This is a genomic window from Giesbergeria sp., from assembly GCF_028686475.1.
In the GTDB taxonomy this organism is placed as follows: Bacteria; Pseudomonadota; Gammaproteobacteria; order Burkholderiales; family Burkholderiaceae_C; genus Simplicispira.
Window position 1 is genome coordinate 1 of record NZ_JAQUCA010000007.1, and the last position, 23744, is coordinate 23744.

The 23744-nt window shown below is 54.9% G+C and carries 18 protein-coding genes and 1 pseudogene; 2 read left to right on the forward strand and 17 right to left on the reverse strand.

The window, feature by feature from the left end; translation table 11 throughout:
- Positions 1-117, reverse strand: a pseudogene (locus PHX60_RS06490) (ANT(3'') family aminoglycoside nucleotidyltransferase); the annotation flags it as partial.
- Between the two features lie 73 nt (positions 118-190).
- Complete coding sequence (gene qac, locus PHX60_RS06495; protein ID WP_300076006.1) at positions 191-523, reverse strand: quaternary ammonium compound efflux SMR transporter QacL; 333 nt, start codon at positions 521-523, stop codon at positions 191-193.
- A 466-nt stretch (positions 524-989) separates the two neighbouring features.
- On the opposite strand from qac, the gene PHX60_RS06500 reads away from it, so the two are divergent.
- Positions 990-2528, forward strand: coding sequence for a cryptochrome/photolyase family protein (locus PHX60_RS06500; protein WP_300076008.1), 1539 nt, complete (start codon positions 990-992; stop codon positions 2526-2528).
- Between the two features lie 5 nt (positions 2529-2533).
- On the opposite strand, the gene PHX60_RS06505 is transcribed toward PHX60_RS06500, so the two are convergent.
- The 14 genes from PHX60_RS06505 to PHX60_RS06570 all read right to left on the reverse strand — a co-directional run bounded on the left by PHX60_RS06505 (position 2534) and on the right by PHX60_RS06570 (position 22052).
- The gene (locus PHX60_RS06505; RefSeq protein WP_300076010.1) at positions 2534-2848 is read right to left on the reverse strand and encodes a DUF4236 domain-containing protein; all 315 of its coding nucleotides are present in this window, start codon (positions 2846-2848) and stop codon (positions 2534-2536) included.
- A gap of 48 nt (positions 2849-2896) precedes the next feature.
- Positions 2897-4936: a protease Lon-related BREX system protein BrxL gene (gene brxL, locus PHX60_RS06510; RefSeq protein WP_300076012.1), complete on the reverse strand. Its 2040-nt coding sequence runs from the start codon at positions 4934-4936 to the stop codon at positions 2897-2899.
- Between the two features lie 35 nt (positions 4937-4971).
- Complete coding sequence (gene pglZ, locus PHX60_RS06515; RefSeq protein WP_300076014.1) at positions 4972-7593, reverse strand: BREX-1 system phosphatase PglZ type A; 2622 nt, start codon at positions 7591-7593, stop codon at positions 4972-4974.
- 5 nt (positions 7594-7598) lie between these two features.
- Positions 7599-8270 (reverse strand): DUF3226 domain-containing protein, encoded by a 672-nt coding sequence (locus PHX60_RS06520; protein WP_300076016.1) that lies wholly within the window; start codon positions 8268-8270, stop codon positions 7599-7601.
- On the reverse strand, positions 8267-9427 hold the full coding sequence (locus PHX60_RS06525; protein WP_300076018.1) for an ATP-binding protein: 1161 nt from the start codon (positions 9425-9427) through the stop codon (positions 8267-8269). Before PHX60_RS06525 ends, PHX60_RS06520 begins: the two co-directional genes overlap by 4 nt.
- Positions 9428-9457: 30 nt before the next feature.
- Entirely contained in the window at positions 9458-10114 is a 657-nt protein-coding gene (locus PHX60_RS06530) for a hypothetical protein (RefSeq protein ID WP_300076020.1), read from the reverse strand.
- A 92-nt stretch (positions 10115-10206) separates the two neighbouring features.
- Positions 10207-11409: an ATP-binding protein gene (locus PHX60_RS06535; RefSeq protein WP_300076022.1), complete on the reverse strand. Its 1203-nt coding sequence runs from the start codon at positions 11407-11409 to the stop codon at positions 10207-10209.
- Positions 11402-15151 carry a BREX-1 system adenine-specific DNA-methyltransferase PglX gene (pglX, locus tag PHX60_RS06540; protein WP_300076024.1) on the reverse strand — a complete coding sequence of 1250 codons (3750 nt, stop codon included), beginning with the start codon at positions 15149-15151 and terminating at the stop codon, positions 11402-11404. Before pglX ends, PHX60_RS06535 begins: the two co-directional genes overlap by 8 nt.
- 48 nt (positions 15152-15199) lie before the next feature.
- Positions 15200-16492, reverse strand: a complete 1293-nt coding sequence (locus tag PHX60_RS06545; protein WP_300076026.1) for a type II toxin-antitoxin system HipA family toxin — start codon at positions 16490-16492, stop codon at positions 15200-15202.
- The gene (locus PHX60_RS06550; protein WP_300076028.1) at positions 16489-16779 is read right to left on the reverse strand and encodes a helix-turn-helix domain-containing protein; all 291 of its coding nucleotides are present in this window, start codon (positions 16777-16779) and stop codon (positions 16489-16491) included. The genes PHX60_RS06545 and PHX60_RS06550 overlap by 4 nt, the downstream gene beginning before the upstream one ends.
- Before the next feature lie 55 nt (positions 16780-16834).
- Positions 16835-20464 (reverse strand): BREX system P-loop protein BrxC, encoded by a 3630-nt coding sequence (gene brxC / locus PHX60_RS06555; protein ID WP_300076030.1) that lies wholly within the window; start codon positions 20462-20464, stop codon positions 16835-16837.
- Between the two features lie 63 nt (positions 20465-20527).
- Positions 20528-21106, reverse strand: coding sequence for a DUF1788 domain-containing protein (locus PHX60_RS06560; protein ID WP_300076032.1), 579 nt, complete (start codon positions 21104-21106; stop codon positions 20528-20530).
- Positions 21103-21693: a DUF1819 family protein gene (locus PHX60_RS06565; protein ID WP_300076033.1), complete on the reverse strand. Its 591-nt coding sequence runs from the start codon at positions 21691-21693 to the stop codon at positions 21103-21105. The genes PHX60_RS06560 and PHX60_RS06565 overlap by 4 nt, the downstream gene beginning before the upstream one ends.
- Positions 21690-22052, reverse strand: a complete 363-nt coding sequence (locus PHX60_RS06570) for a DUF2442 domain-containing protein (RefSeq protein WP_300076317.1) — start codon at positions 22050-22052, stop codon at positions 21690-21692. Before PHX60_RS06570 ends, PHX60_RS06565 begins: the two co-directional genes overlap by 4 nt.
- Positions 22053-22274: 222 nt before the next feature.
- Here PHX60_RS06570 and dinB point away from each other — a divergent pair, with 222 nt between their 5' ends.
- Positions 22275-23480, forward strand: a complete 1206-nt coding sequence (gene dinB, locus PHX60_RS06575; RefSeq protein ID WP_300076034.1) for a DNA polymerase IV — start codon at positions 22275-22277, stop codon at positions 23478-23480.
- On the opposite strand, the gene PHX60_RS06580 is transcribed toward dinB, so the two are convergent.
- Positions 23462-23734, reverse strand: a complete 273-nt coding sequence (locus tag PHX60_RS06580) for a CopG family transcriptional regulator (RefSeq protein ID WP_300076035.1) — start codon at positions 23732-23734, stop codon at positions 23462-23464. The two genes, dinB and PHX60_RS06580, sit on opposite strands and share 19 nt — an antisense overlap.
- Positions 23735-23744 lie beyond the last annotated feature (10 nt).

Genomic DNA, 23744 nt, shown 5'->3' on the forward strand with positions numbered 1-23744 from the left:
ATCCACTGCGGAGCCGTACAAATGTACGGCCAGCAACGTCGGTTCGAGATGGCGCTCGATGACGCCAACTACCTCTGATAGTTGAGTCGATACTTCGGCGATCACCGCTTCCCTCATGATGTTTAACGCCTGAATTAAGCCGCGCCGCGAAGCGGCGTCGGCTTGAATGAATTGTTAGATGCCAGCCCTATCAATGTGCGCTGGCCTTAGACAGCAGATTTAGAACGACAACCCCACTCACAATGAGTCCCATGCCAACGAATGCCCACAAGTCGAGTTTCTGGCCATGAAAGATCCAAGCGATAGCTGCTACGAGCACAATGCCGAGTCCAGCCCAGACTGCGTATGCAATGCCTACGGGAATTGACTTGAGTGCAAGAGATAGAAAGTAAAAGGCAATTCCGTAGCCTGCCATAACCACAACAGATGGTACTAGCCTTGTGAAGCCATGGCTGGATTTTAACGCTGAAGTTGCGACAACCTCACCGATGATTGCAATAGTCAGGAACAGCCAGTTCTTCATGCTCTTTCTCCTCAGTGCGAAGAAGAGATGATGGTGTCTGCGATAGGCAAACAACAGTCTTGCGGTAATGATTTTTCTGTGAGCACGAAGATGGTCAACATGGCATCTAACTAGGATTAGACGACTGCCCCACTGCTGGCCAGCAGTCAGATAAAATCCGGCTATCATACCCCATCCATAGGGAAATGCCAACAATCCGCCGTTTAGCCAAACCTAAAATTCTGCGGATGATTCCCCCCACGGATGCCCCACGCCGCCCAAGCAGCAGGAGCGTATGCGTATCCACCTGTCACACACAGCAGCATTACAACACACGCACCGAGCAAGCCTGCCTAGCTTGGGCGGTAGCGCTCAAATTTTCGTTCGGCTGGCGTACTAGGCGCACCGCCACAGCTTAGGCATCCACACCACACACAAAGGCTGGCGATGGCAGGCCACCCCAATCTTCTCGCTATAGTAGCGTCCCATGCTCCGTCCCACCCTGCGCCTCATTCTTGGGGATCAACTGAACCCCGCGCACTCATGGTTTCACACGATACAACCTGACGTGGTGTACCTGCTCATGGAAGTGCGGCAAGAGACGGACTATGTGCGCCACCATGCCCAAAAAATTCTGGCCATCTTTGCCGCCATGCGCGACTTTGCCCGCCATCTCAAGGCCCACGGCCATCGTGTGCGCTATGTCGCCATCGACGATCCATCGAACTGCCAGCTTCTCACCGGCAATCTGGATGCGCTGATTCCCCACTACCAAGCCAATGCCGTGCAGTACCAAGCACCGGATGAATGGCGGCTGGATGCACAGCTTTCTGCTTGGGCGCAAAGCACTCCAGTGCCAGTTACGATGGTGGATTCTGAGCATTTCTACACCAGCAGGCACGAAGCCGCGCAGCTTTTCCAAAGCCGCAAACAATGGCTGCTTGAACACTTCTACCGCACCCAGCGCCGTCGCCATGCGGTACTGATGGAATCGACAGGCAAGCCTGCTGGCGGGCAATGGAATTTTGACCACGACAACCGCAAACCTTGGCACGGAACGCCACCAGAACCACCTGATTTTCGCCCACAGCACGACCATAGCGCCTTATGGCAAACCATTGCTGCCAGTGGAATCGACCACTTCGGCAATCCGCAGGCGCAGTGTTTTCGCTGGCCCCTGAACCGCACAGAAGCTCTGGCGCAACTGGATGCCTTCATCGCCCATACCCTTCCCCACTTTGGCGACTACCAAGATGCCATCTCATCCCACGGATGGCGCTTGTTCCACTCGCTGTTGTCGTTCGCCCTGAACGTGAAAATGCTCAATCCACGGGAGGTTGTGCAGGCAGCGGAAGTCGCATGGCGCAATGGCCTCGTGCCGCTGGCCGCCGCCGAAGGTTTCATCCGGCAAATTCTCGGCTGGCGTGAGTACGTCCGGGGCTTCTACTGGGCACACATGCCGGGCTACACGGAAACAAACGCACTGGGCCACCATCACCCATTGCCAGAATGGTTTTGGACGGGAAAAACCGACATGGCCTGCATGGCAAGCGCCATCAATACGTCGCTGGAACACGCCTACGCGCACCATATCCAGCGGCTAATGGTGATTGGCAACTTCGCGCTACTGGCTGGGTTAGAGCCGCAGGCGCTGCACCGCTGGTACTTGGGCATCTACATCGATGCGTTCGAGTGGGTGGAAGCGCCCAACACCTTGGGCATGAGCCAGTTTGCAGATGGCGGCCTGTTGGCAACCAAGCCTTATGTGAGCAGCGCTGCCTACATCGACCGCATGAGCGATCATTGCAAGGGCTGCCGCTACGATAAAAAAGCGAAGACCGGGGATGGCGCGTGCCCGTTTAATGCGCTTTACTGGGACTTTTTCGCCCGCCATGAACCCCAGCTTCGCGGCAACCATCGACTGGCGATGGTGTACCGCAACTGGGACAAGATGGCACCCGAGGCGCAGCAGGCAATTCGGGAGCAGGCTGGCCAGACTTTGATGGCTATTGAGAAAAAGCGCTAGTACAGCTATTGGCTGATTGCCCGTGCCTCGCTAATGCCTATCACAAGTGCCACGATAAAAATCACCACGGCAATCAGCAGCAACTTGAGCCACCGGCCAGCTCGCGCTTGTGGTTGAGCAGATGGAGGTGCATTCTTGGTGGATTGCACAGTGATATAGCTGAGTCCGCTACCCGGAATTCCTAATGTGGTGCGCCGCTTGCCATGCCCCAGCGTAACACGGGCACCAGGTATACCAATCGAGGTGCTGATGCCTTTTCGACTGAGGTTGAGCGCGATACCGGGCAAAAGCCGGATGCGTTTTTGGAATCTCCAACCCATGCAAATCCTCCATTAAGTTGTAGCAATGTGCTATCGAAACCGATTTAATCAATCAACGCCTAAAGCCTTAAAAACAGCATCTACCGGATCAGAATAAAAGCTCGTTTGGAATTTCGCAAACAATTCACCAGGAACCGATGGAATGTCTACCACGCTCGACATCGGCAGCAATATTTTCTTAGCTCCAGCGTCAAATGCCACTTGGAGGCTTTCTGCCAAGTTTCGTGCTTGTGCAATCGTACCGCCCAGCGTCATGTCACCCATCACTACCAATTGTGGCTGCACCGGCTTGGCCAATGCAGTAGAGCATAGGGCAATGAAACTGGTCAATGTCAAGTTTTCTGGATTGCCAGAATTTTGCAATTCAACCATGTGCAGGTGGTAATCACGCTCGGTCGGATGAATGGACGCACTAACTCGATGAGCATTCCCCTTAAAATAGTCAAAAGCTATTTTTACTGGTTCGCGTGATAGCACCCCTGACACATTAAGTTTTCCGGTACCTGCCATAGCCTGAATTTCTAGGCGGTAGATACCGGGTATTTCTGCTGAACCCATAGCAATCGTGTGCAAGACACCTGGCTGCAAACGGCCTTCAGGAATCAAGCCCCCGCCGCCCTGCTCAGGTACCGACACAAACCGCTCCTGCATACTCTCTAGGTCGATGTAGGAGAAATGCACGTCGTAAAACTCCATCCCACCAATCTTTTTAAGCTGCTCTTTCACACGGCGGCGCACTTCCAGCGCGTATTCCAAGCACTTGCGCACCGCATCTTTGGTGTATTCCCCGTTGGGGTAGAGCAGCTTCAGCAGCCCTGAAACGGTTCGGCGTACCGCAATGGTATCGCGCTGATTCAGGTTATTGCCCAGCTTGAAGAACTTGTCGATAGCATCGGCAAAGCTGCGCTTGCGCATCTCACGCGCCCATTCAGCCAGATAGTCCACAATCAGACCGTATTGGTTGGTGAAGAACTCTGGCCGCATCTTGGGAATTTCCCAGCCCGGCACGTAGGCGTGGAAGCGGTCGAAGAAGGCGGAGTCAATCATGGCCTGCGGGAACGGGGCCAGTAGGTGGCTGGTTTTGACCATGCTTTCCACGCTCTGGTTGATGTTGCCGACAAATACCATCGAGGCACTGGCGTTGATCGACTCACGCCCTCGGCTAAACGAACCGCTGGCCATATAGTCCTTCATGATCTGCACGCCGTCGTGGTCTTTGAAGTTGATGCCTGCTACTTCATCAAAGGCCACCACATCCCACAACCCTACCAAGCCAATTTTGCGTGCCGCCATGTTGTAAAACAAGTTGGCCACAGTGGTTTGGCCACCCGACACCAAAATGGAGTTGGGGCTGATCTCTTTGTAGATGTGGCTCTTGCCTGTGCCGCGTGGCCCCAGCTCGCAAAGGTTGTAATTGTTCTCTACCAAAGGAATCATGCGGGCCAGCAAATGCCATTTAGCCCGCTCCTTAAAGCAGGTAGGTTCCATGCCAGTTGAGCGTAGCAGCACATCCAGCCACTGCTCTTCGGTGAAGTTGCGCCTGCCACTGAACAGCTCTTGCATATCCAAGCCCGGCATTTGAATGGGCTTGAGGTCAGAGACGATGAAGGGCGAGGTTTTCTGATTTTCTTCAAACCTATACTGGAGCGTGATGATGCACCAGATGCCACCATCCAGTAATTTCTCGAACTCGCGCACATAAGAATCTGGCACTTCGGCATCCTTGATGCCTAAGTTGGACAGCAGCGCTTCGTAGGCATCGCGCCTTTCATTGAGCCTGACGGTGACTTTATCGATGACCTTGAAGGAGCCACGCTCGCGGATTTTGCTCTTGACCTTCTCGGCCTCGTCTGGGCGCACATAGTTTTCCGCCAGCACACGCTTGACGGTTTCCAATCCGGTCTCCATAGTGGCTGCGTCGTCTGAGGCGCAGTACATGCCCAGCAGGTACTCCAACACATACACCGGGACGTTGGCCCCTTCTTTGATCAGCTTGGTCAAGTCTTTGCGCACTACCTTACCAGCAAAGTGCTGGTTCAACAGCCTGTCCAGTCCACCATCCAAGGTGGAGTTGGTATTGAGAGTCACAGCGGCGGTTATCGGGGTATCTGACATGAGGGGGCTTAAAAATCGTTGCTAAAGGCGAGGTCAATGCGCAGGGGTGTGCGCCAGGCTTCGGCCTTGGTTTTGGCATCGCGGGCCACTAGCGCATAGTCTTTGTTGCGGTCGTAAGTTCCGGCCTGTATGGTGAGAAAAATAGAGCGTTTGCGCTCCTCCAGCATCGACGAAGTGCTATCAAACGTCACCGCCTGTTCATCACTGACTGGCACCTCACCATCGCGGATGCTCAACAGCAGTGTCACAGGCAGCACCCGGTCACTGACGGCATCGTTTTGGATGAACTCAAACCGCTGCTTGTTGGTAACTACCCGGTGGCTCGAACCCAGTTGGCTTACCTCCACGGTACGGGTGCGGGTTTGGCTGGCCTCACTTTCCTTGATCACTAATACGGGCAGCACAATTTCCTGCGGCATGGCACTGCCGTGAACAAAGCGCGCACCGCCGACAAAGTGGAAGCGCCCTGCCCCCTTGGGTAGCAGAAAATCTACGCTACCTTCACCCGGTGCCGTACCTGCGGTGCTGGCAGTGTTGCCAGCCCAAGTCCCTTGCATCGGCCACAAGCCCCGGCCCAAGATATACCGCTTTTTGCTCTTGAGTACGCCCGGCATACCCTCTTGGACTGCGATGCGGTCTGCCTCCTCTAGTGCCGATTCTTGGTACAGAAAGCCGTGGTCTGCCGTCAGGAAGATGGTGGAGCCGTTGAGGTTGTTGAAGATAAAGCCCACCAGCTCGGACAGCTCTTGAATGGCCTGCGCTGTGGCTTCAAAGGTTTTGGTTTCGGTGCCGCGTTTGTCGCCAATGGCATCAATACGGTCGTGGTACACATACACCACTTGGTAGGGTCTGACGAATTCGCGGCCCTTGTCTTTGCCCTTTTCCATCAGCTCATCGCGGCCAATGGCTACACCACCGTGTTGGGCCAAAATGGCACTGCGCTGCTCTAAGGTGGCTGTGGGTAGTCCATCGACTGTAACGTCTAGCGCTGCATTGGCTTTGTAGGCCATGCTTTGGTGTGGCAGCAGGCTGGCCATGCCCAATGTCGTGTAGCTGGGCAGCACGCCCAGCATGGCATCCAGCCGCGCTTTCACCCGATTGCGCGAGTTCAACTCACGGGCCAGTTCTTGTGCCGCCTCAAAGCGGAACGCATCTGAAATCACCACATAGACCCGCTTGGGGCCAGCAGCGCTGAAACTGGAGGCAACGTAATGCTGGTAAAACGAGGCTTGGTGCGCTACGTCAGGCAGTCGCCACTGTTGCAGCAGACCACCTTCGCCCTCCAACACTGCATCCCAAGCCGAAGCCAGATGGCTGATGAACCAACCGGAATAGGATTCTTCCATGCGCACGCGCAACTCGTGCAGCAGCGACCAGCCCATAGGCTCGACCGCCTCGGTGGCGCGCATGAAGACACGGTACAGCTGGTCAAAACGAAAAAGCTCGTCGCGGTAGCGTTCAAATGCGGTTTGGGCATTGGCAAAGCTAAAGCCTTGGCTGTGTGCAGCTTGCAGCTCAAAGAAGCTGGCTGCCGCCTCCAAAGCATCGTAGCTGGCGGAAAGTGCCTTGGTATTCTCGTTGGCACCCGCCAGTAAGGGATTGGCCCAGTGGCCGTTACGGCGCTTGGCTATCAGGGTGCGCATTGCATCCATATTCGCCCCGTGGCCTGCCATGATGCGTCCCTTGAGGTCGGCAATGATGCGTTTTTCAACGGCCTCGAATGTCATCGCCTCAGCCAGCTGGTCGGCATGAAGTTGGCCTAGCAGTGCTTCGATATGCAGCTCTTCGGCCACTACTTTGGCCAAGGTGTCGTAGCTGGCATAGTTGCTCATGTCACTACGCCAGCGGCTGGCAAATACACTGGCATGGGCCGCCCGCGCCCGGTCGGTAATGACAAAAGGCTTGAGCGCTGGCGGGGCTGTGCCCACGGCATTCACAAAGTCCGTCACCAGCAGGTGGTACAACAAACCGCGCAAACTGGGTGACTCCTCAGCAGCCGCGACGGTGTAGCCAAACTCCTGCTCGGCCAGCGTCCACAAGGTAGGCTCCAGCCCATTGCTGGCCATGTCGGCCAAGGGTTTCGGCGTGACGCTGAGGTCGGAACCATCAGCGGCCAAGGTGCTAAAAATCTTCAGGAAGATGCTGGCGGCATCGGGGGTATCGGCACGGGCCAGCACGGCCAGCATTTTGCGGTCAAGGTCGGCAGCGGTGTCTTGCGGATGCACCCAGCGCTTGAGGCGCTCTAGCCGGTCTTTGGCGCGTAAAAACTTGGCGCGCTGCTTCAGGTGCGGGCGCAGCGCATGGCTGGCCAGGCCCAGCTCGTCCAGCTGCATGGAAGCCGTGTCGGCACTGAAGGCTTTGCCGCGCAGGCGGGCATCGAGTAACCAGTCATCCACTGGCTCAGGCACGGGTGCAGGGCTGTATAGCAGCCAGTTGGCGCTAGGGGCGGCTTCCAGCTCCCGCTTGACCTTGAGCAGCGGGGTTTGGTCTAGGCGCAGCACGTTAGCGTTATTCAGTACCAAGCTGTCTATGTCTTGGGTGAACTCGCCCTCGGCATCGTTCCAGAACACTAAGTTGTGGCCTTCTGTGAACAGGCGGGCCAAGGCGGGGAGGAAGGGGGGGGAATCCACGGGTTTCATATCGCTGTAGGGAAAACTTTCTCCAGCCAAGCCTTGATAGCTTGAAACTGCGGGGCCGTTTCATCCAGCAAGCCGGGCTTTGCCGCTTGCCACAGGCCGTGGTCAGGTTCAGCCTGCCAGGCCAACCAAGTGGATACTTCCGCTTTCGTGCGCCGTGACGATTTGAATTTTTGTCCATGCGGAATTTGATCTATCGATGCCCGTGCGTGCTGCATCAATGCGTCTTCAGCCGGGTGAAGGTTGATTTGAATCCAATGCTCCAGCGCACCCTCATCGGCGTTGTTGGGCATGATCCATACGCCAATATCATGCAAGCCATCGTTGTGTGTGAAAAGCAGGCCGCCCGGTTCAGTGCTTGTATCCAGTGCATAACCCGCTGGGTGGAGGCGTTGGCTCAACTGGGTTAAGGTGCGTTCAAAGCCACCGCCATCGCTGACTCTGTCTGCATCCACAGCAATAGCCAGGCGCTCGATTTGCCCGTCAGCCAGTTGGCTCAGATAGGTGGTTTCTAACACCGAGAGCACCGCTTGCTTGGTATCTTTGGCATGGCCAGCATCGCGTGGCGTGCTTACCTTGACTTGCACCGGCAATCGCCACTGCTTGCACAGCGCTTCAAAAAAGCCACGATCAGACTCGCCCTCGACCAGCAAGATATTTTTAGCGCTCATCGCACCTCCACATCGTGCTGGGTGATGTTCTGCAATGCTGCTTCGTCAAACACCGTGGCAATCACCCGGCCTTGGTCGCTGGTACGCACACTGCGGCCTAGACGGAACAGCACGCCATCCGTCTGGGTACGGGCCACTGCTACCTTGGTGAAACTCTCGATGCAATCCCAGCTGTGGGTAGTGGCGAAGATTTGTATCTGGTACAGCTCGGCCATTTCAAATAGCAAGGCCCAAACTTTTTCTTGTACTGAATAATGCAGGCCATTCTCGAATTCATCGATCAGGAAAAATCCCCCTTTAGCAGCAAATAGCTTTAAGGACAGCTGTAGCACACGCAACATGCCATCACCCAAGCTATTAAGGGGCACTGGACGGGCTATGCCAGTTAATTTCACCATAGCGGTGCGCGTGGTAGAGCGTGAACGCAGTCCGTTAGGGCTGGCATCAGCACGAACAAACACCAAACTTTCAAAATTTGGTTCAATAATGCGTAAAGCACGTTTCACCACTTCTTCTTGTTCGGTCAAGGCAACGCTATCCCAAGCATCTGCCAACTCATCCATAGAAATAAATTCAGTTGGAACCAAGCTGCACGCTTGAGTAGGAATGCTTTCGTAGAGTAGGCGAGAGCGCACAGCTGTTACCATGAGCTTCATCAGTGGCCAAACTTTTCCAGCTCGTTGAATAACAAAAACAGGCTGTAAATCAACATCCGTTTCAACTTCTTCATCTGGGCTAAACAATGAACGTCGAACGCGGTTAATGACACCCTTTTGCTCATCCTCGATAGTTTCTTCCACTTCTTCCAATAAGGCATACCTGATAACAAGTCTTGCTTCAGGCGAGCGGATGGAGCCAATTTCAATCGCTGTCTGATCATCCCGAGGAAAGCATCGGCCAGTAAAAAAATCTTGAAATGGCAGCAAGGTTTCATCGTCCAGAGGGATGGATTCACTGATTTGGTAGCGCTCGTCGTGCCCACGCGCTATGGATTCCAACAAAGGACGGTGCGCGTTGCCCGCATAGATGCGCAGCGCCTCCAGTACCGTGCTTTTACCACAATTGTTTTTGCCCACCAGCAGGTTGACGCGCCCCAGTTTGGGCACCTCTAGGTGCTCTAGTGAACGGAAGTTTTTGATCAACAGTGAATCGAGCATGTCGTGTTCTCCGGTATGCAGCCATCTTATTCATACTGCGGCGGCCTTGGTTGGGTGAAGAATGGCGTTTGCTACAGCATAAAAACGCGCATAAAACGCCTTGAAACTAGGCATGGTTTGCAGTGGCTCCCAGTCACTGGGGTGGTCTTGGCACCACAGGGCCAACTGGGCGGCGGACTGGTGTCCGCCTAAAGCATGGTCGAGTTGCGATTTGGCGGAACGAGGGGCATTGTCGTTGCCTGAAATATCTTCCAAGGCCGCATAGGAAGGATGGCCCTGCTGAGTGCAAGCCAACATCCACACCTCTGATTTTGGTTTTGGCAGCATTGGTACACCAAAATCAAAATCCGCTGCCTTAAAACCATCCAAGATGCTTTGCCATTGGTTGTGCCAAAGCTGTCCGGGGGCGCTGCGTGTGCCATCACTATCTCGAAACAACACCGCTATCACCGGCGAACCATCCTTGGCTTGCCATTTTTTTGCAGCTAAACCCAACTGCTTTGCATTGTTGTAGTACAGACCCGTTTCAGCCTGCTGATGCCTGCCTCTGAGCGACTGCATACGCCCACGGCTTCGCTTGGCCTCTTGGGCCAATGTGGTCTCACTGATAAAAATGACCGCCTCGGGAAAAGAACGCAAGTCATAGCCCAGCAGCAACTCCCACAGCCTTTGCAACCAGATTGTCATCGGCCCCGGCGAAAAATCGCCATCAAAGCATACGCCCTGTGCATTGTTGCAAGCACCTATGTCCGTAGGGCCTTCTCCACTCACAATCAGTTTCATATTACATCCGACATGGCCTGTGCTTCGGCAGCAGCTTCGGCCATGATGGAGGCTTGGCGCGCTTGGTCTAGCGTGATGCACTCTTGGGCCAGTAGCTTTAAATCCGTATCGACAAAGGCATCGCCTGGCCCCATTGCCTTGAGTTTCTCGGCTATGCGTGGAATACCAAAAAATTTCCGTATGCGCGTCTCACCCTCTGGGGTTTTATAAAGCAGTTGCACCGCCTCGCGCGCCACATCATCGGGCAAGTAGTTCAGCAACAACGCGCTGTGCGTGGTCACTAACAACTGCTGCGGGCTTTGCAGCAAGGTGTCCACCAGCGTTTCGACAATCTCTTGGTTGATGCCGTTCTCTAGCTCATCGAGCAGCAGTAAAGAGCGTTTGGCATCTGCTTGGGTTAGCACCGCCAAAATACGCAACAAGCCATCATTGAGGTGAAGGGCATCGGTTTCCATGCGTTGCTCGCCAAACTGCTCGAACACCGATAGCTTTTTCCAGCCCGACCTTTGCGAGGTAATCTTAAAATCGACCAGCGCGGGGTAGAACTGCTGCAACAAGGTTATCAAGGAGGCTTTTTGTTCCCCTTTGATGTTGTCCAGATAGGCCGACAATTTCTCGCCGCCTGCGCCAATATCATGCTCACTGGTGCGGGCACTCTTGCGTAGCAAGTGGGGCGACAACAGCTCTAGGGAGCGAACGGCACGCAGCGCATCACGGAACTCCCGCAAAGGCAGCGCAAGTTCAGTTTCTTTCAATGCCGACAGAATGGAGCCTTCGTACTCAAAGGCAATGTTTTGGCTGGGCTTGGCTTCTAGGGCGTAAGACTGGCCAGTTAAGCGCAATAAGTTATGCGTCGCTTTACCATCACCCAAGAACGCGCTCTCATGCGAGCATCGCATATCGGAGCGGTTAAAGACACCGATCCAGGTCAACAAGCCACCATCGGAGGTGGTGAACCTGACATTGAAGGTGATGTTACGTTCCTTGCGCAGTTTGCAGTTGAGGTCAACAGCCTTCCAACCGCGCTGATCTAGCCAGCCTTGCAAGTCGCCACGCATCAGCTGCGATAAAAAGTCGAAGGCTTGCAGCACGGTGCTTTTGCCCGCGCCGTTCATACCCACCAGGCAGTTGAACTGCCCCAGCGGTATCGTCACTTCGGCCAGTGACTTAAAGTTGACAAACCGAACGGAATTAATCATCCCCACTGCCCCCCGTGACCAGCTTGACCCCCTCCAGCAAGTCGCCAAACTTGCCGTAATTGACTTTCACGCCATCGTCTAAATCCAGCGTGATACGCATGTCGGCGTAGTGGCGCAGGGTTTCGTCGTAGGCCAGCAGTTCGGTGTGTTTTTTGCGCAGGGCTTCGATTTGTTTACGCAGTTTGGTGCGCGCAGCGGTGCTGCTGGCGGCGTTGGCGTCTTGCTCTAGCATTTCTAGGCGATTGGCCATTTTGGCGCTGAGGGGGATGACGTATTCAGCGCGCATCCGGGCCAGTGTGCCCTCGTGGTAGCGGTGCAGATAGACCAACGCCTGAAACGCGCCCTGTTTGCCGCTGCTGAACAGCCAGTAAATGGGGCGCTTTTTGTAGGTTTGCAGGTGGTCTTTGAAGAACTTGCTGGCGATATAGCGGCGAATGGTCTCTTCCGGGGTTTCGCTGGCTTTGGGGCCAAGGCTTTCGGCCAGCCAAGCGAGGTTTTCGGCCAAAGTATCTGGCCCCCAGACAGCGTGCAGAAATTCGCGGATGCGCTCGGGCGCGTCGTCGGCAAACCAATGTTCGTCGGTGATGGGCAGGATGCCGTCGGCATCGGCGGGAAAGCTGGGGTAGCGGCTGGGGTCAAAGCCGATATTGCCCGCGTGGGCGTAAATGAGGCCGGGCGCATCGAGGCTATAGCGGCCCATCATGCAGCCGATGGCGTAGGAGATCAGGCGCTGGCAATCTTTTTCGCGGTCGGCGCGGGTGAGGGTGATTTGGGATTCGGGGACTTCGGGGGAAAGTTCGTCTTGGAGGCCGTAGGCGTCGATAAATATCTGATTATTTCTCTCCTCAACTCCTTTCAAATCTTCAAATGTTTGCAGAAGACTTACTTCGCGATTTTGCCAACTTACTTCCAAGGATTCTGCTTTTGTTCCCGCTGCAACCAAAGGACTTGCCAAAAAGTCCCAGCTGCTTTCTTCTGAATCCCAATCGTTCTTAGCGATAGAGATTGCCGCCTTTGCCAAAGTGGTCAGTTGCGATTTTAAGGGATCAAGTTCCGAGTCAAGAACCGGGATGGCTGAAATATTTTCAACCTGAAAATTTAATGTCGGATTTATTGCGTTTAGATAATAACTAGCAACCTTGCTAACCATTAAGGCAGCAATCCACATTCGCTGATCTTCATCAGGAAAAATTGATGACCCTGCAACATCAAAGATGAATCCAGCATCGGAAACTCGAACGCCAAAGTACGCAGAACTAATGTATGACCATGTTACGGATGGCTTGAAATAATACTTTCGGTTTTTTATAACGAATTCTGGATCACTAATTCGCGGATACTTCTCTCGAACCATATTGATTAGTGCTTCACCACCATTTTCATAAAAAATCACGAAATCGTTGTTGCCATACCATTTTCTAAACTCCCCACCTTTGTTGTATGGGAACCAATCTTTACCAATATTATTGCCTTCATCAGCACTATTGCAGCCGAATGCAATTTTGTTGTTGGGCACTTCATGCCAAAGCCGCAAATATCTTTTATTGTCCGTTGTGGCCATTCCTTGTCGAGGCTGACTAATATCTCCGAGCAATTTAGATATTAAATAATTATCCCTAGCTTTATTGGAGACCCAATACGCCACCGGACTCCCCGGAATTTTCTTGAAATCATCCGGCTTGGCCGTATAGAACCAGCCGCAATCCTTGTTTTTAATCGCTTCTAGCGTTTTTGGCCCTTGCTGGTCTGCACCCTTAAAATCTGACAAACGCACATAAGACCCGACAAACTGTGCCACATGCTGCTTGGCCAAGGTAAAAGTGCAAATCGGCACCGTGGCCCCATCAAAACCGGAATACTCTAATTGGATTAAACTGGTTAGGGTGGCGTTATCAATAAAGTGGGTGCGTAGTTGTTCGTAAGAAGAAATAAACATCCATACAAACGGCGACATAAAGCCAAGTTGGCCGTTGGGTTTTGCAAAAGATAAATCTCGCATCATAAAGGCTGAAAACAGGTCTTTTTCATAACCGGCATATTCAGCCTTCAAATAATTCTTCAGTACCGGGGTTAGATACTTACCACCCATATACGGCGGATTGGCCACCACCGCATCAAATTGCATCGCCAACACCTGCGCCTGTTGCAGCAGCGGCCACAGGTCTTTGGCGGCGGCTTGGGCATATAAATCGGCGGCGTGCAGCGCTGGCTCTAGCCACTCGCGCAGCGCGGGCAGTTGCGCGGCACATTGCGGGCTGATTTTTATCAACGAACCAAAAGTTTTGGCATGTTCAAAGGTAGCAATCAACGCGGCCACGGTGGCACCCAGACCGCCCTCTCCCCCTCCCGTAGGTTGGGTTACTACGTAACCCAACATCCCCGGTGCATCCATCCCCGTCGCATCCATCCCCGGTGCATCCAAGGTTTGTTGGATTGGTTGGGTTTGTTGGGTTAGCCCTTGCGGGCCAACCCAACCTACGGGAGGCACGGGGGACACGGGAGGCACGGGGGACACGGGCGACAAGGCGGCGCAGAGAGTGTCGGCGTCCAGCCCTTGGCTGCTTTGCAGGCTGTGGATATTCAGGCGCGGCGGCTGGCTGGCGTCGCTCAACAGGCGGCGGTCATCGGCGCGGGCTTTCATCAGCAGGGCAAAACCGGCCATTTGCGCGGCGCGGTCGTCAATGTCCAAGCCGTAGAGGTTTTTTTCCAAAATCAGGCGCGGAATATCGCGCAGCCGGTAGCCGCGTTCTAAATAAATGGCCTTCAGCACATCGTAGGCCACCACCAAAATATGGCCGCTGCCGCAGGCCGGGTCTAGCACGGTGATGGTTTCGGGGTTGAGCGTGCCGCCGTCTTCGGCAATGCGGGTTTGGATCAGGGCATCAAGCTGGGCTTGCACTTCGGGCGTTTGCTCTGCCGGTTCAATGTAGTAGGGCCATTCTTGGCCCAAGGTACTGCCGGGGTTGGCCATCAGCCACAGGCGGCCCACGCTGTTTTGCACCAGATATTGCACGATCCAGTTGGGCGTAAACAATTGCGTGGCGGCGGGGATATCTTCGCTTTTCACCACCTTGCCTATTACTTGGTCTTTTTTCTCGCTGATGTAAAACTGGTACAGCCAGCCAATCACTTCGATGTCTTCCCAGTCGGCTTCGGGCACGCCCGCCACCAGTTTGGCGATGATGGAATCGGTGTGCAGCAGGTTATCGGGCAGCAGCAGTTCGGTGTCGTCGTCAATGCGCTCGAACAAAAACGGCATGGTGCGCGATAGCTCGTTGCACTGGGCTACCAGCAGCAGCTTATACAGGGCGTTGTCTTGGTTGCCTGCCAATTGCATGGCTTGCACTTGGTCTGGGTTCAGGCCGGGCAGCACTACTGCACTGGCGTGGCGCAGTAGCTCGGGCAGGCCAGCATCGCGGCTGGACAGCACGCGCTGGCCGTGGTCTAAAAAGTCGTGCAACTCCAAATAGCGCAGCGCGGCCAAGCGGTTAAACCAAGTGTAGGCCACTTCTTCGATGGTTTGGGCAAAGCCTTGGCGTTGGATGCGTTGCACCAGTGTGGCGCGTTGCGCGGCGACTTTGGCGGGCCACTCGGTGCCGTCGATAATGGCTACACCCCCGCTGACCGTGGCGGGCGCTACCTGCGTGGCGCTGATGCCCAGCAATGCGGCGCGGGCGGTTAAGGCGGCTATGAAGTCCTTGCGGGCTTGGGGGGCGTAGGACTTGAGGTTGGATTTGTTCATATTAGACGCTCTGGGGGGTGTTCTATGCTGTGGAAATGATGCTGTTTTTCATCTTTTATTGCGCTGCCCTTTGCGCCGGGTTTGTTGCTCCACGGAAGTCAGCGCCTGTTCCAGAAGTTCAGGGTTTTCAGCCAATTCGGTGGCAAAAGCAAAAGCGGGCCTAAACTGGGCAATCCGTAGCACAGGCACACCTTGGTCTTGCAACAGTTGCTCCCAGGACTGGGCAACATAGGCTGCAGCGTCGCCAAGCCAAGCAGCAGCATCGCGCAAGCTCATGCCTAAATGCGGTGCTGCACTCAACAAATTGTGTGCAGAGCACTCTTGCGAGCCATCGGCAGTTACGCTCATGGCCAAGATGCGGTTAAAAGTGGGCAAAGGGGTAATATCAAACACTTTAGACAGTCGCCAACCCGTGCCGTCGTGCAACAAACCGTGGTTACGGGGGTGGTCATCACCATTGCCCACCAGCGCGTTGTAAGCCATGCGCCGCCAAAGTTCTTGCAGGTCTTGCTGGCAATCTTGCGGGTCACTAATCCAGCGACGCATCTGATCGGCTAAGACCAAATACGAACGTCGCGCATCGCCAGGCAAAGTGTTGGCACTCAATCCCAAGACAGTGTGGGCGCTGGCAAACAAATGGCGTTGAAGGTGCAGCGGATCGCCAACCCGGTCAAAGCGTTCGATTAAGAACACTTCGCGCCCAGCATGGGTTTCCAATCGCACTTCGGGCACCTGCAAATCCAACTCTGATGCCATACGCATCACAATGTATTCACGCGCTGGCAGGTGGGGCGCATCCCCCCGGTCTTGGAGCTTAGCAAGCCACAGCTTACCTTGGTGCTGCAAAGTCAGCTTGGGACGCTCCCCCCCCGCACTGGTGGTAGCATCGTCTAGCAAACGGCGTATAGCCCGGCTGGCTGGTGTCGTTTCTTCTAGTTCTTGAATATAGGTTTTGAGTTCATCCAATGTGTGGGGCTGCCATGCCAATTTACGCTCAATATCATGGCACACCTCAATGGCTCCCACTCCGTCGGCAGGGCCAAACTCTAGCAATTCCAAAGGAGTCAAAGTGCGGTCATGCTGTGCATGTAAACGGTCAGCACCATAGCCTGCGGGCATGGCATCGGCCACCACACCGGGCAGACCACCGTTTTGCAACAAAGGAATGCCCGTGTTTTTACGGGAAAAGCGCAGCTGTATCGGATCGAGTGCGCGCGCATGGGCCATGTCCATATAGGCTTGCTCGTACCATAGCTTGCCTTGACCAGCGATCATCGCCAACTGCCCTGCCAATACGGGGTCAGATACACCGGGCAGCCAAGTCCAGACAGGGGTTTTCATCGTTGCAGCTGCTGCACAGCATATTGAACCAAGGCTGGGTCGCGCTCAGGCTGCAGCCACTGGTCAATTTCGGCCAACAAGCCAAGCGCATCTAGCACCCGTGCCAAAGTACCTACAGCCACGCCCGGATGGCCTTTCTCCAGCGCAGCAATAGAGCTGGCCCCAACACCCGCTAAAAAAGCCAGATCACGTTGGTTGAGTTGACGGGCACGCCGGGCTAAAGCCACACGCTGGCCCAAGGCCACCAAGGATTTGCCGGGCAACAGTGGGAAAGGATGTGTTGCCATTATTGAAATATCAATCTATCTTCTCAAATTTGGATTGATATTACACGTATTTTTCTTACTGCACCCGCGCTTTTTTGCCTGCCCGCACCGTCGCCAGCAACTCGGCCTTGAGTTGGGTGACAAAACCTTCCACATCAGCCTCGCTCTCTAAGTAGGTTTTGCTGCCCATATCGGCCACGCGCACCACTTGAATTGGCTTGGCCACCGGGGTCAGGGGCGGCGTATGCTGGGTGGCGTTGGATGCCGACTTGCCCAGCGCAACGCTGGGGGCAGATGCTTGGTTTTTGGCGGCTTGGGCCAGTTTGTCCATCACCTCGTCGAGCAAATCTGCCGCCCGACCTTGCAGAAACAAGATTTTCGGAATGCTGCTCAGGCTGGCCACTTGTATTTTCAGGTCTTGCAAGGGCTTGAGTACCTTGTTGCGTAGCTCAGGCGGGGCGTGTGCAGCATCCAGCGCTTGGGTGGCCTCGGCCAATTTGGCCTCGATAGAAATCAAGGCTTGTTCACGCCGTGCAGCTGCCAGCGTTTCATTAGCCTTGGCCAGCGCAGTGACCAGCGCCTCAATCTGGCTAATTTGACCATAGGGCGCAGGGTTGGCACGGATGGCCTCTAATTGAGCCAAAGCGCTGGCTGCTTGCGGGTCTTTGACCAAGGCATCGTGGTTGTCTGCCACAGCATTCAAGATGTCGAGCAAACGCACCCAGGTATTGGCTTGGGTGCGATAAAAACTAAGCACATCGTGGGTGTCATCGGCCAAATCGCGCCAATCATTGCGCCGGGCCACCACGGCTTCGATGAATTCGTAGCTGTCACGAATGGCCAATTGCTGCTCGATGGTAGCCAAGGCTTTGGCAATATCTGCTGCACCGGGGTAATACTTTTGCTCGGCTTTGACGCGGGCGCGCTCCAATTCGGCCTTCAAGCTGTGCAGCCGTTCACGGAAGCTGGCCACCAGTGCATCTTGCTCATCGGACGGCATGAGCGAGAACAGGTCACGGTGGATTTCGCGCGCCTTTTGGCGGGTGGCGTTGTCGTTGGTTTTGCGTTTGAGGATATAGACCGTGCGAAAGCGCGATTCTTTGGTCAATGGCTCGATGGCCGCTGGGCCGTCGAGGTCGTTGCCTTCCATCACCAGTTTGATTTCGCCCCCCATGAACAAGCGGGCCACCAACAGCACGGTTTCCCACGCAGGCCGCCAGCCCCAAGGGGCTTTGGCAAAACGCTCCACCACATCCGATAACAAGACACGGTTTTGGCTGGCGGCGATTGACAGGTATTGGCGCATTTCAGCCAGCGCCAAAGCGTTGCCCTCTTCGGTGGTGGCTTCGGCCATCTTGCTTTGCGCCACACTATCGGCAGTCAGCACAGCGCGAATTTCTGCCATAGGGTCTGGAGCACGCACCTTGATGTAACCCAGCTTGCTGAAGGTGTTGCTCACGAGGTAGTTAAGCAACTCGTCCACCAAATTGCTGGGGGGCTGTGGCTTGATCTGGGTCTTCTGGCCCAAAACGTAGAACTGGCCGCTGCTTATCATGCTGGCCAGTTGCAGCAGCAGGCGGGCACGGCGTTGACGATTTTCTTCTTTACGATCCAGCAAAATGCGCTTGAGGGCGGGGGTGGCCAAATCGTTTTTAGGGCCGATGTATTTCTCAATTTGCAGGTAGGTACGCAGTTCCACATCCACCCGACCTTCGTTGGCCAGTTTGATGATGGCACGCCCTGCCCCTTCGATACTGCGGCCAATGCACTTGGCATCGCTCATCAAATCGTAGTCGCCCCCCACCGGGGTGAGCACTTCTAGCGTCAGGTCGTGGTTGGCTTGGCGGTAGGGGGCGGCATCAAGCAGGCGGTTGAATTCGTAATCAGCCTTGGTATGGCGGTGGCGTACTTTGTTTTGGCCACTGAGGATTTCGTCAAATATCAGCTCGGCTACCAAACGGCTCAATTCAGTGCTGGAAACATCTACCGCCTTGATTTCTTGCGACACATCGCGCTCTTCGTTGGTGAGGAAGAACCAGAGATCGCCATTGCGGTTGACCAAGTTTTGGCGCTCTAGCCGTTCCAAACTTTCCGAGATGCTGCGTTTCAAGGCCAGTTTGTCGGCATCGATTTCGTTCAGGCACAGAGTGGCCAGATTGTCCACCGTGCCTTTGACGGCATCAGCGTAGCGGATGAGAAAGAGCGCACGCAACAGCTTGATGTCGTCGAGCTGGCTTTCCGACTTTTGCAGTGCTGGGTTATCGGAGGCTTGGTCGATAGCGCGCTTGACGGCAGGCTCCAAAAAAGACTCGATGGCGGGATAGAAGTCGTACAAGGGCACCAAGGCGGCATCGGTACCCCGCTGAGAGTTGCGCACAGCAGCCGTTTGGAAGGCATCGAGCATAGAGCGCTCGCCTTTGGCCAAATGCACGCCCGTAGCACCCACCTTGCGGATGGACTCAAACACTTTTTGCAGCAGCTGGAACTGGTAGGGCGCGAAGGGGTAATGCGCGGCAAAGTCTTCAGCGCTTTGGATACGCTTGAAGGCGATGGCGTGGTCGGCGAATGACAGCTGGTTGTTAAGGATGTCACCCTTGGTGGCCCAAATGCGCTGCAACTCGGCCTGTGCGGCTGGAGTTTTCTCTAGCAAACGGTGGGCAATCACCTCGTCGGTGTTAGAGCTGGAGAGCAGCAGTCGAGTGTGGAAGCGGCCCTGAATTTTGGAGAAGTCTTGCCCGTGGGCCTTACTACCTTCGCCCAGCGTGGCATCGATGTCTGCTTGGCTGGTGACGATGACCCATGCCCGCCCCTTGCACTGGGTACCCAATTGCTCGGTGATGGTTTGCAGATTGAGCATGAGTTGGGTGTTGTTGCCGATGAACTGACCCACTTCATCCACCAAAAACACCACACGATGCTGCGGCCCTTTGGTTTGTAGGTAACTGTTGACCAGCGCCGCAAAACCTTCGATGTTGACTGTGTGGCGCTCGCGTGCATCGTCAAACCATTTGCCAGCAGAATCCTCCGACATGCCCAACGCTTGGCTGAGACCAGCAATCACATCGTCACGCAGGAAGTCCACTGCATCGCGTTCCACTTCCCAATCGTTGCCGTTAGAGGCTTTGAAGGCTTGCTTAAAGGTGTCGAAAGCGCCTTTGCTGAGGAGATGGCGCTCCATATCGGCCACATGCGGGGCATCACCCGACAGACCTTGCATTTCGTTGAACACACGCAGGAAGACTTGCAAAATAGCATCGCGGTCGTTCTTGGCATCGGCTTTGGAGTCGATGTTGAACAAAATGACATCGGTTTGCCCGGCCACGGCACGGCGCATATCGCCCAATAACATCGGGTCTTTGAGCTTGCTCTGGAAAAAATCCAGCGCACGCTGGGCCTGGCCTGTGGCGGGCTGCGTGGCCTCTATGTTGGCGAGCAGGTAGGACAGGATTTTGATGAAGTGCGACTTACCCGAGCCAAAAAACCCGGAGACCCATACTCCCATGCGCGAGGCGATGGCCGGATCGTTGGGATGCTGGGCGGTGGCCAAATAGGCATCAAAGAACTTGCGCAGGTATTCCGTCACCTGCTTGGTCGCCACATATTCATCCAGCTCTTGCCAAGTGCTTTCGGCATCGCGCTGATCGGCCTTGATAACACCATTGATAGGCCGGTCGATGGGTTTGACAAACAGTTCTTGGATGCGCATGGCTTGTATTCCTGAAAGGCGTGGCGTGCCGCAGTGCGGCAGCAAGTGTGCATGAGATGGTGTTTACGACACCAGACGAAAGGCGCGATAGTAGTTATCGTCAGACAGCGTATTAAAGAGACTGAGCGACTGGCCGTTGTAAGTGCCGGGGTAGAGCATAAGCAGCGGGGTTTGGCGCATGTGCGGGTGCAAGGCCGACAGCAGCGTATGGGTGCGCAGTAGCGGATAAACAGCCCCCACGCCTTTGATGATGAGCAGGTCTAACGCGGCAACATCGAGTTTTTCTGTCATGCGTGCAGCTAGGCGGTCTTCTTTCAGCACTGAGCGTAGCGAGGCCAGCACTGCGGCATCGCCTTTTTGGGCTTGCATGGCACAGGCTTTGTCGAACAAGTTGCGCTCCTCCAGCAAATCGAGCGCGGTTTGAAACAAATCCACGGTTTGAAAGCGGATGGCGGGTACCTGCTTGCGCAAGCTAGGCTCAATCACCTCAGCCAGCCAAGCACGCATAGTCATTTCTTGTTCGGGCGGGTAGTCAAAAATCCAGAAACCAATTTCACCCCCTGCGCCTTGGTTGTCTAATACATCTGCCGACAGCAGGCGCGGTAGCACTTGATTAAGGCGTGATTCAAAATCTCCACTCATGCGTGATAGTCCATCCATCGAAGGGTTTTTCGGTCGCCCAGTGTCAGCAGGTAGTGGCTCACTTGAGGGTGGAGCAGGGGCGGAGTCAAGGTGCGGGTTCTGCTGGAATCGAGATATTTAGCCTCGGTCAATATACGCACGATTACCTCGAATAATTTACTGCGCGTGCTGTCTGCCCAGCCCGCCACAGTAGGGTCTTTTTTTTCACAATCGGCTAAAAAAGCATCCCACGAATGGCGGCTGAGATGGCGCTCCAACTGGCGCAAGTGCTGTGCATAGACATCGCACAAAAAATCCCCTAGCAAGCGGCTATGGCGGATGGCGGCTGCCAACAAAGTTTGCACACACAATTCGGTATCGCCATACGCCACCCACTCCCAGCCTTTGGCATCGAGCGTTTCTAGTCGTTTGCGAATCAGATGTGCCTGCCGCCGGGCGGTAGCAGCTGATTTTTGCAAAATGTTTTCGTCTTGGATCGCTGCATCCCATTGCGCAGGAGTGGGCTGCGTCAGGAGAAGCTGGGCGACTTTACGACTCTCGGCAGGCATTAATGAGCCAGCGGAAATTTCAGCGTGGTACAAGCTCATGCTTTTTGCGCAGGCTGTACTTTTCGCGGGCGACCACCCAGCCGTCCATTGGCACGGGCCGCATTGGTTTTGCGGATGCTGGTAGAGGCCCCCCCCACTTTGCCCATATGAGCGGCAGTCCATTGCCATGAACCCAAAAAACCTTCCAGCAGCGCAGACAGAGAAAACTTCTTGTCTAAATCAGGAAAGTGAATTTCTAACCCAGATGGGGACAGCTCCATCCGGGCCAGCTGGGATGGTGCAGCACACACAAGGCACGGCACATCGTGTGGCTTAAAAGCAATCTCTAATCCACTGCTGAGAGCGATGATCACACGCTCAGTCTGCTGATCGTAGTGTGCAGAGACTGCTGTCGGCATGGCGCGCAAGTATGCTTCAGTGGCACCAGCATTGGCAGCGCTTACATCACGGCTAACAGGTAGGACTGAGCGGTTTTCAGTGTGTCTCATTCAAAATAGCTCCATACTGCGTTCAATAGGCATCCTAGCACAAACCTAAGCGTTTGGATTTGTAACTATCTAGCAATAAGGAATAACGGTAGAAAACGCTTGGCTGATGGCCATTTACCTCAAGACAAGCCCATGCCCTCCCCACAGCGCCGTATCGCCCACCTAGACATGGATGCTTTTTTCGCCTCCGTGGAGTTGCTGCGCTATCCGCAACTCAAGGGCTTGCCAATGGTGATTGGCGGCTCGCGGCGCAGCCACGGGTTCGCGCTGCTACCAGAGGCGTACCAAGCCACTGCTACCAGCGACATTCCACCCGAAGCCTTCCCTAGACTGCGACACTATACCGGGCGCGGTGTTATCACCACGGCCACCTATGCAGCACGCCAATTCGGTGTTGGGTCGGCAATGGGCCTGATGAAAGCTGCCAAACTTTGCCCAGATGCCATCTTGCTGCCCGTGGATTTCGACGCCTACCGCTATTACTCGCGTGCGTTTAAGACCGTGATTGCTACGATGGCCCCAGTGATCGAGAACATGGGCATCGACGAGGTGTTCATCGACTTCACCGAAGCTCCAGATGGGCAGATCGAAGGCGGGAAGGTACTGGCCCAGCGTATTCAGCAGGGAATTTTTGATGCTACTGGGCTGACCTGCTCCGTGGGCGTGGCCCCCAACAAGCTGCTTGCCAAGATGGCCAGCGAATTCAACAAGCCCAATGGCGTTTCCATCGTCTATGCCGAGGATTTAGAAAAGCTGATCTGGCCTCTGCCATGCCGCAAAATCAACGGTATCGGGCCGAAAAGCGATGCCAAGCTGCAAGCCTTGGGTATCCACACCATCGGAGAACTGGCTGCCCGCTCCTTGGATAAGCTGCTTGACCACTTCGGCCAGCGCTACGGTGCTTGGCTACACAATGCCGCTTGGGGGCGCGATGATCGCCCAGTCGTCACAGCCAGCGAACCAGTCACCGTGAGCCGCGAGACTACCTTCGAGCGCAATCTCCATGCTGTGCGCGACAAGGCCGCATTGGGGGAGATTTTTACAAGGCTGTGTGAGCAGGTAGCGGCAGACTTGCAACATAAAGGCTATGCAGGGAAAACTGTGGGCATCAAACTGCGCGATGACCATTTCAAAACCAGCACCCGCAACCACAGTTTGCCGTCGCCTACCAACGATGCGACCACCATTCGGCGTGCAGCGGGACTGGCGCTGAAGCGGGCACCGCTGGATCGGCCTTTGCGGTTGTTGGGGGTGCGGGTGGATGGATTGAGCAAGGCTGTGTCTGGGAGGGGCATGGCTACCGAAGCCAGTGGGAACAATCAACCTAGCTTGTTTTGATTTGGACAGATTTTTCCGATCAAAAGCCTATGGCGTGGCATATCTAATGGCTGCTGTGCAGCCAATTCCTCGTCACGCAATGGGAAATCGGGAAATCGTCCCGCCAGAGCCAAGCAGTCTCGGGGCCATTCTTGGGTGGCATATTTGCGGATGATGTCAGCTACCCAGCGGCTTTTGGAAACTCCGTGTGCCTTGGCGGCTTCGGTGACGAACACCTGTGTAGCTTCGTCAAGATGAAGTGTAATTTTTGACATAGCAGCAGTT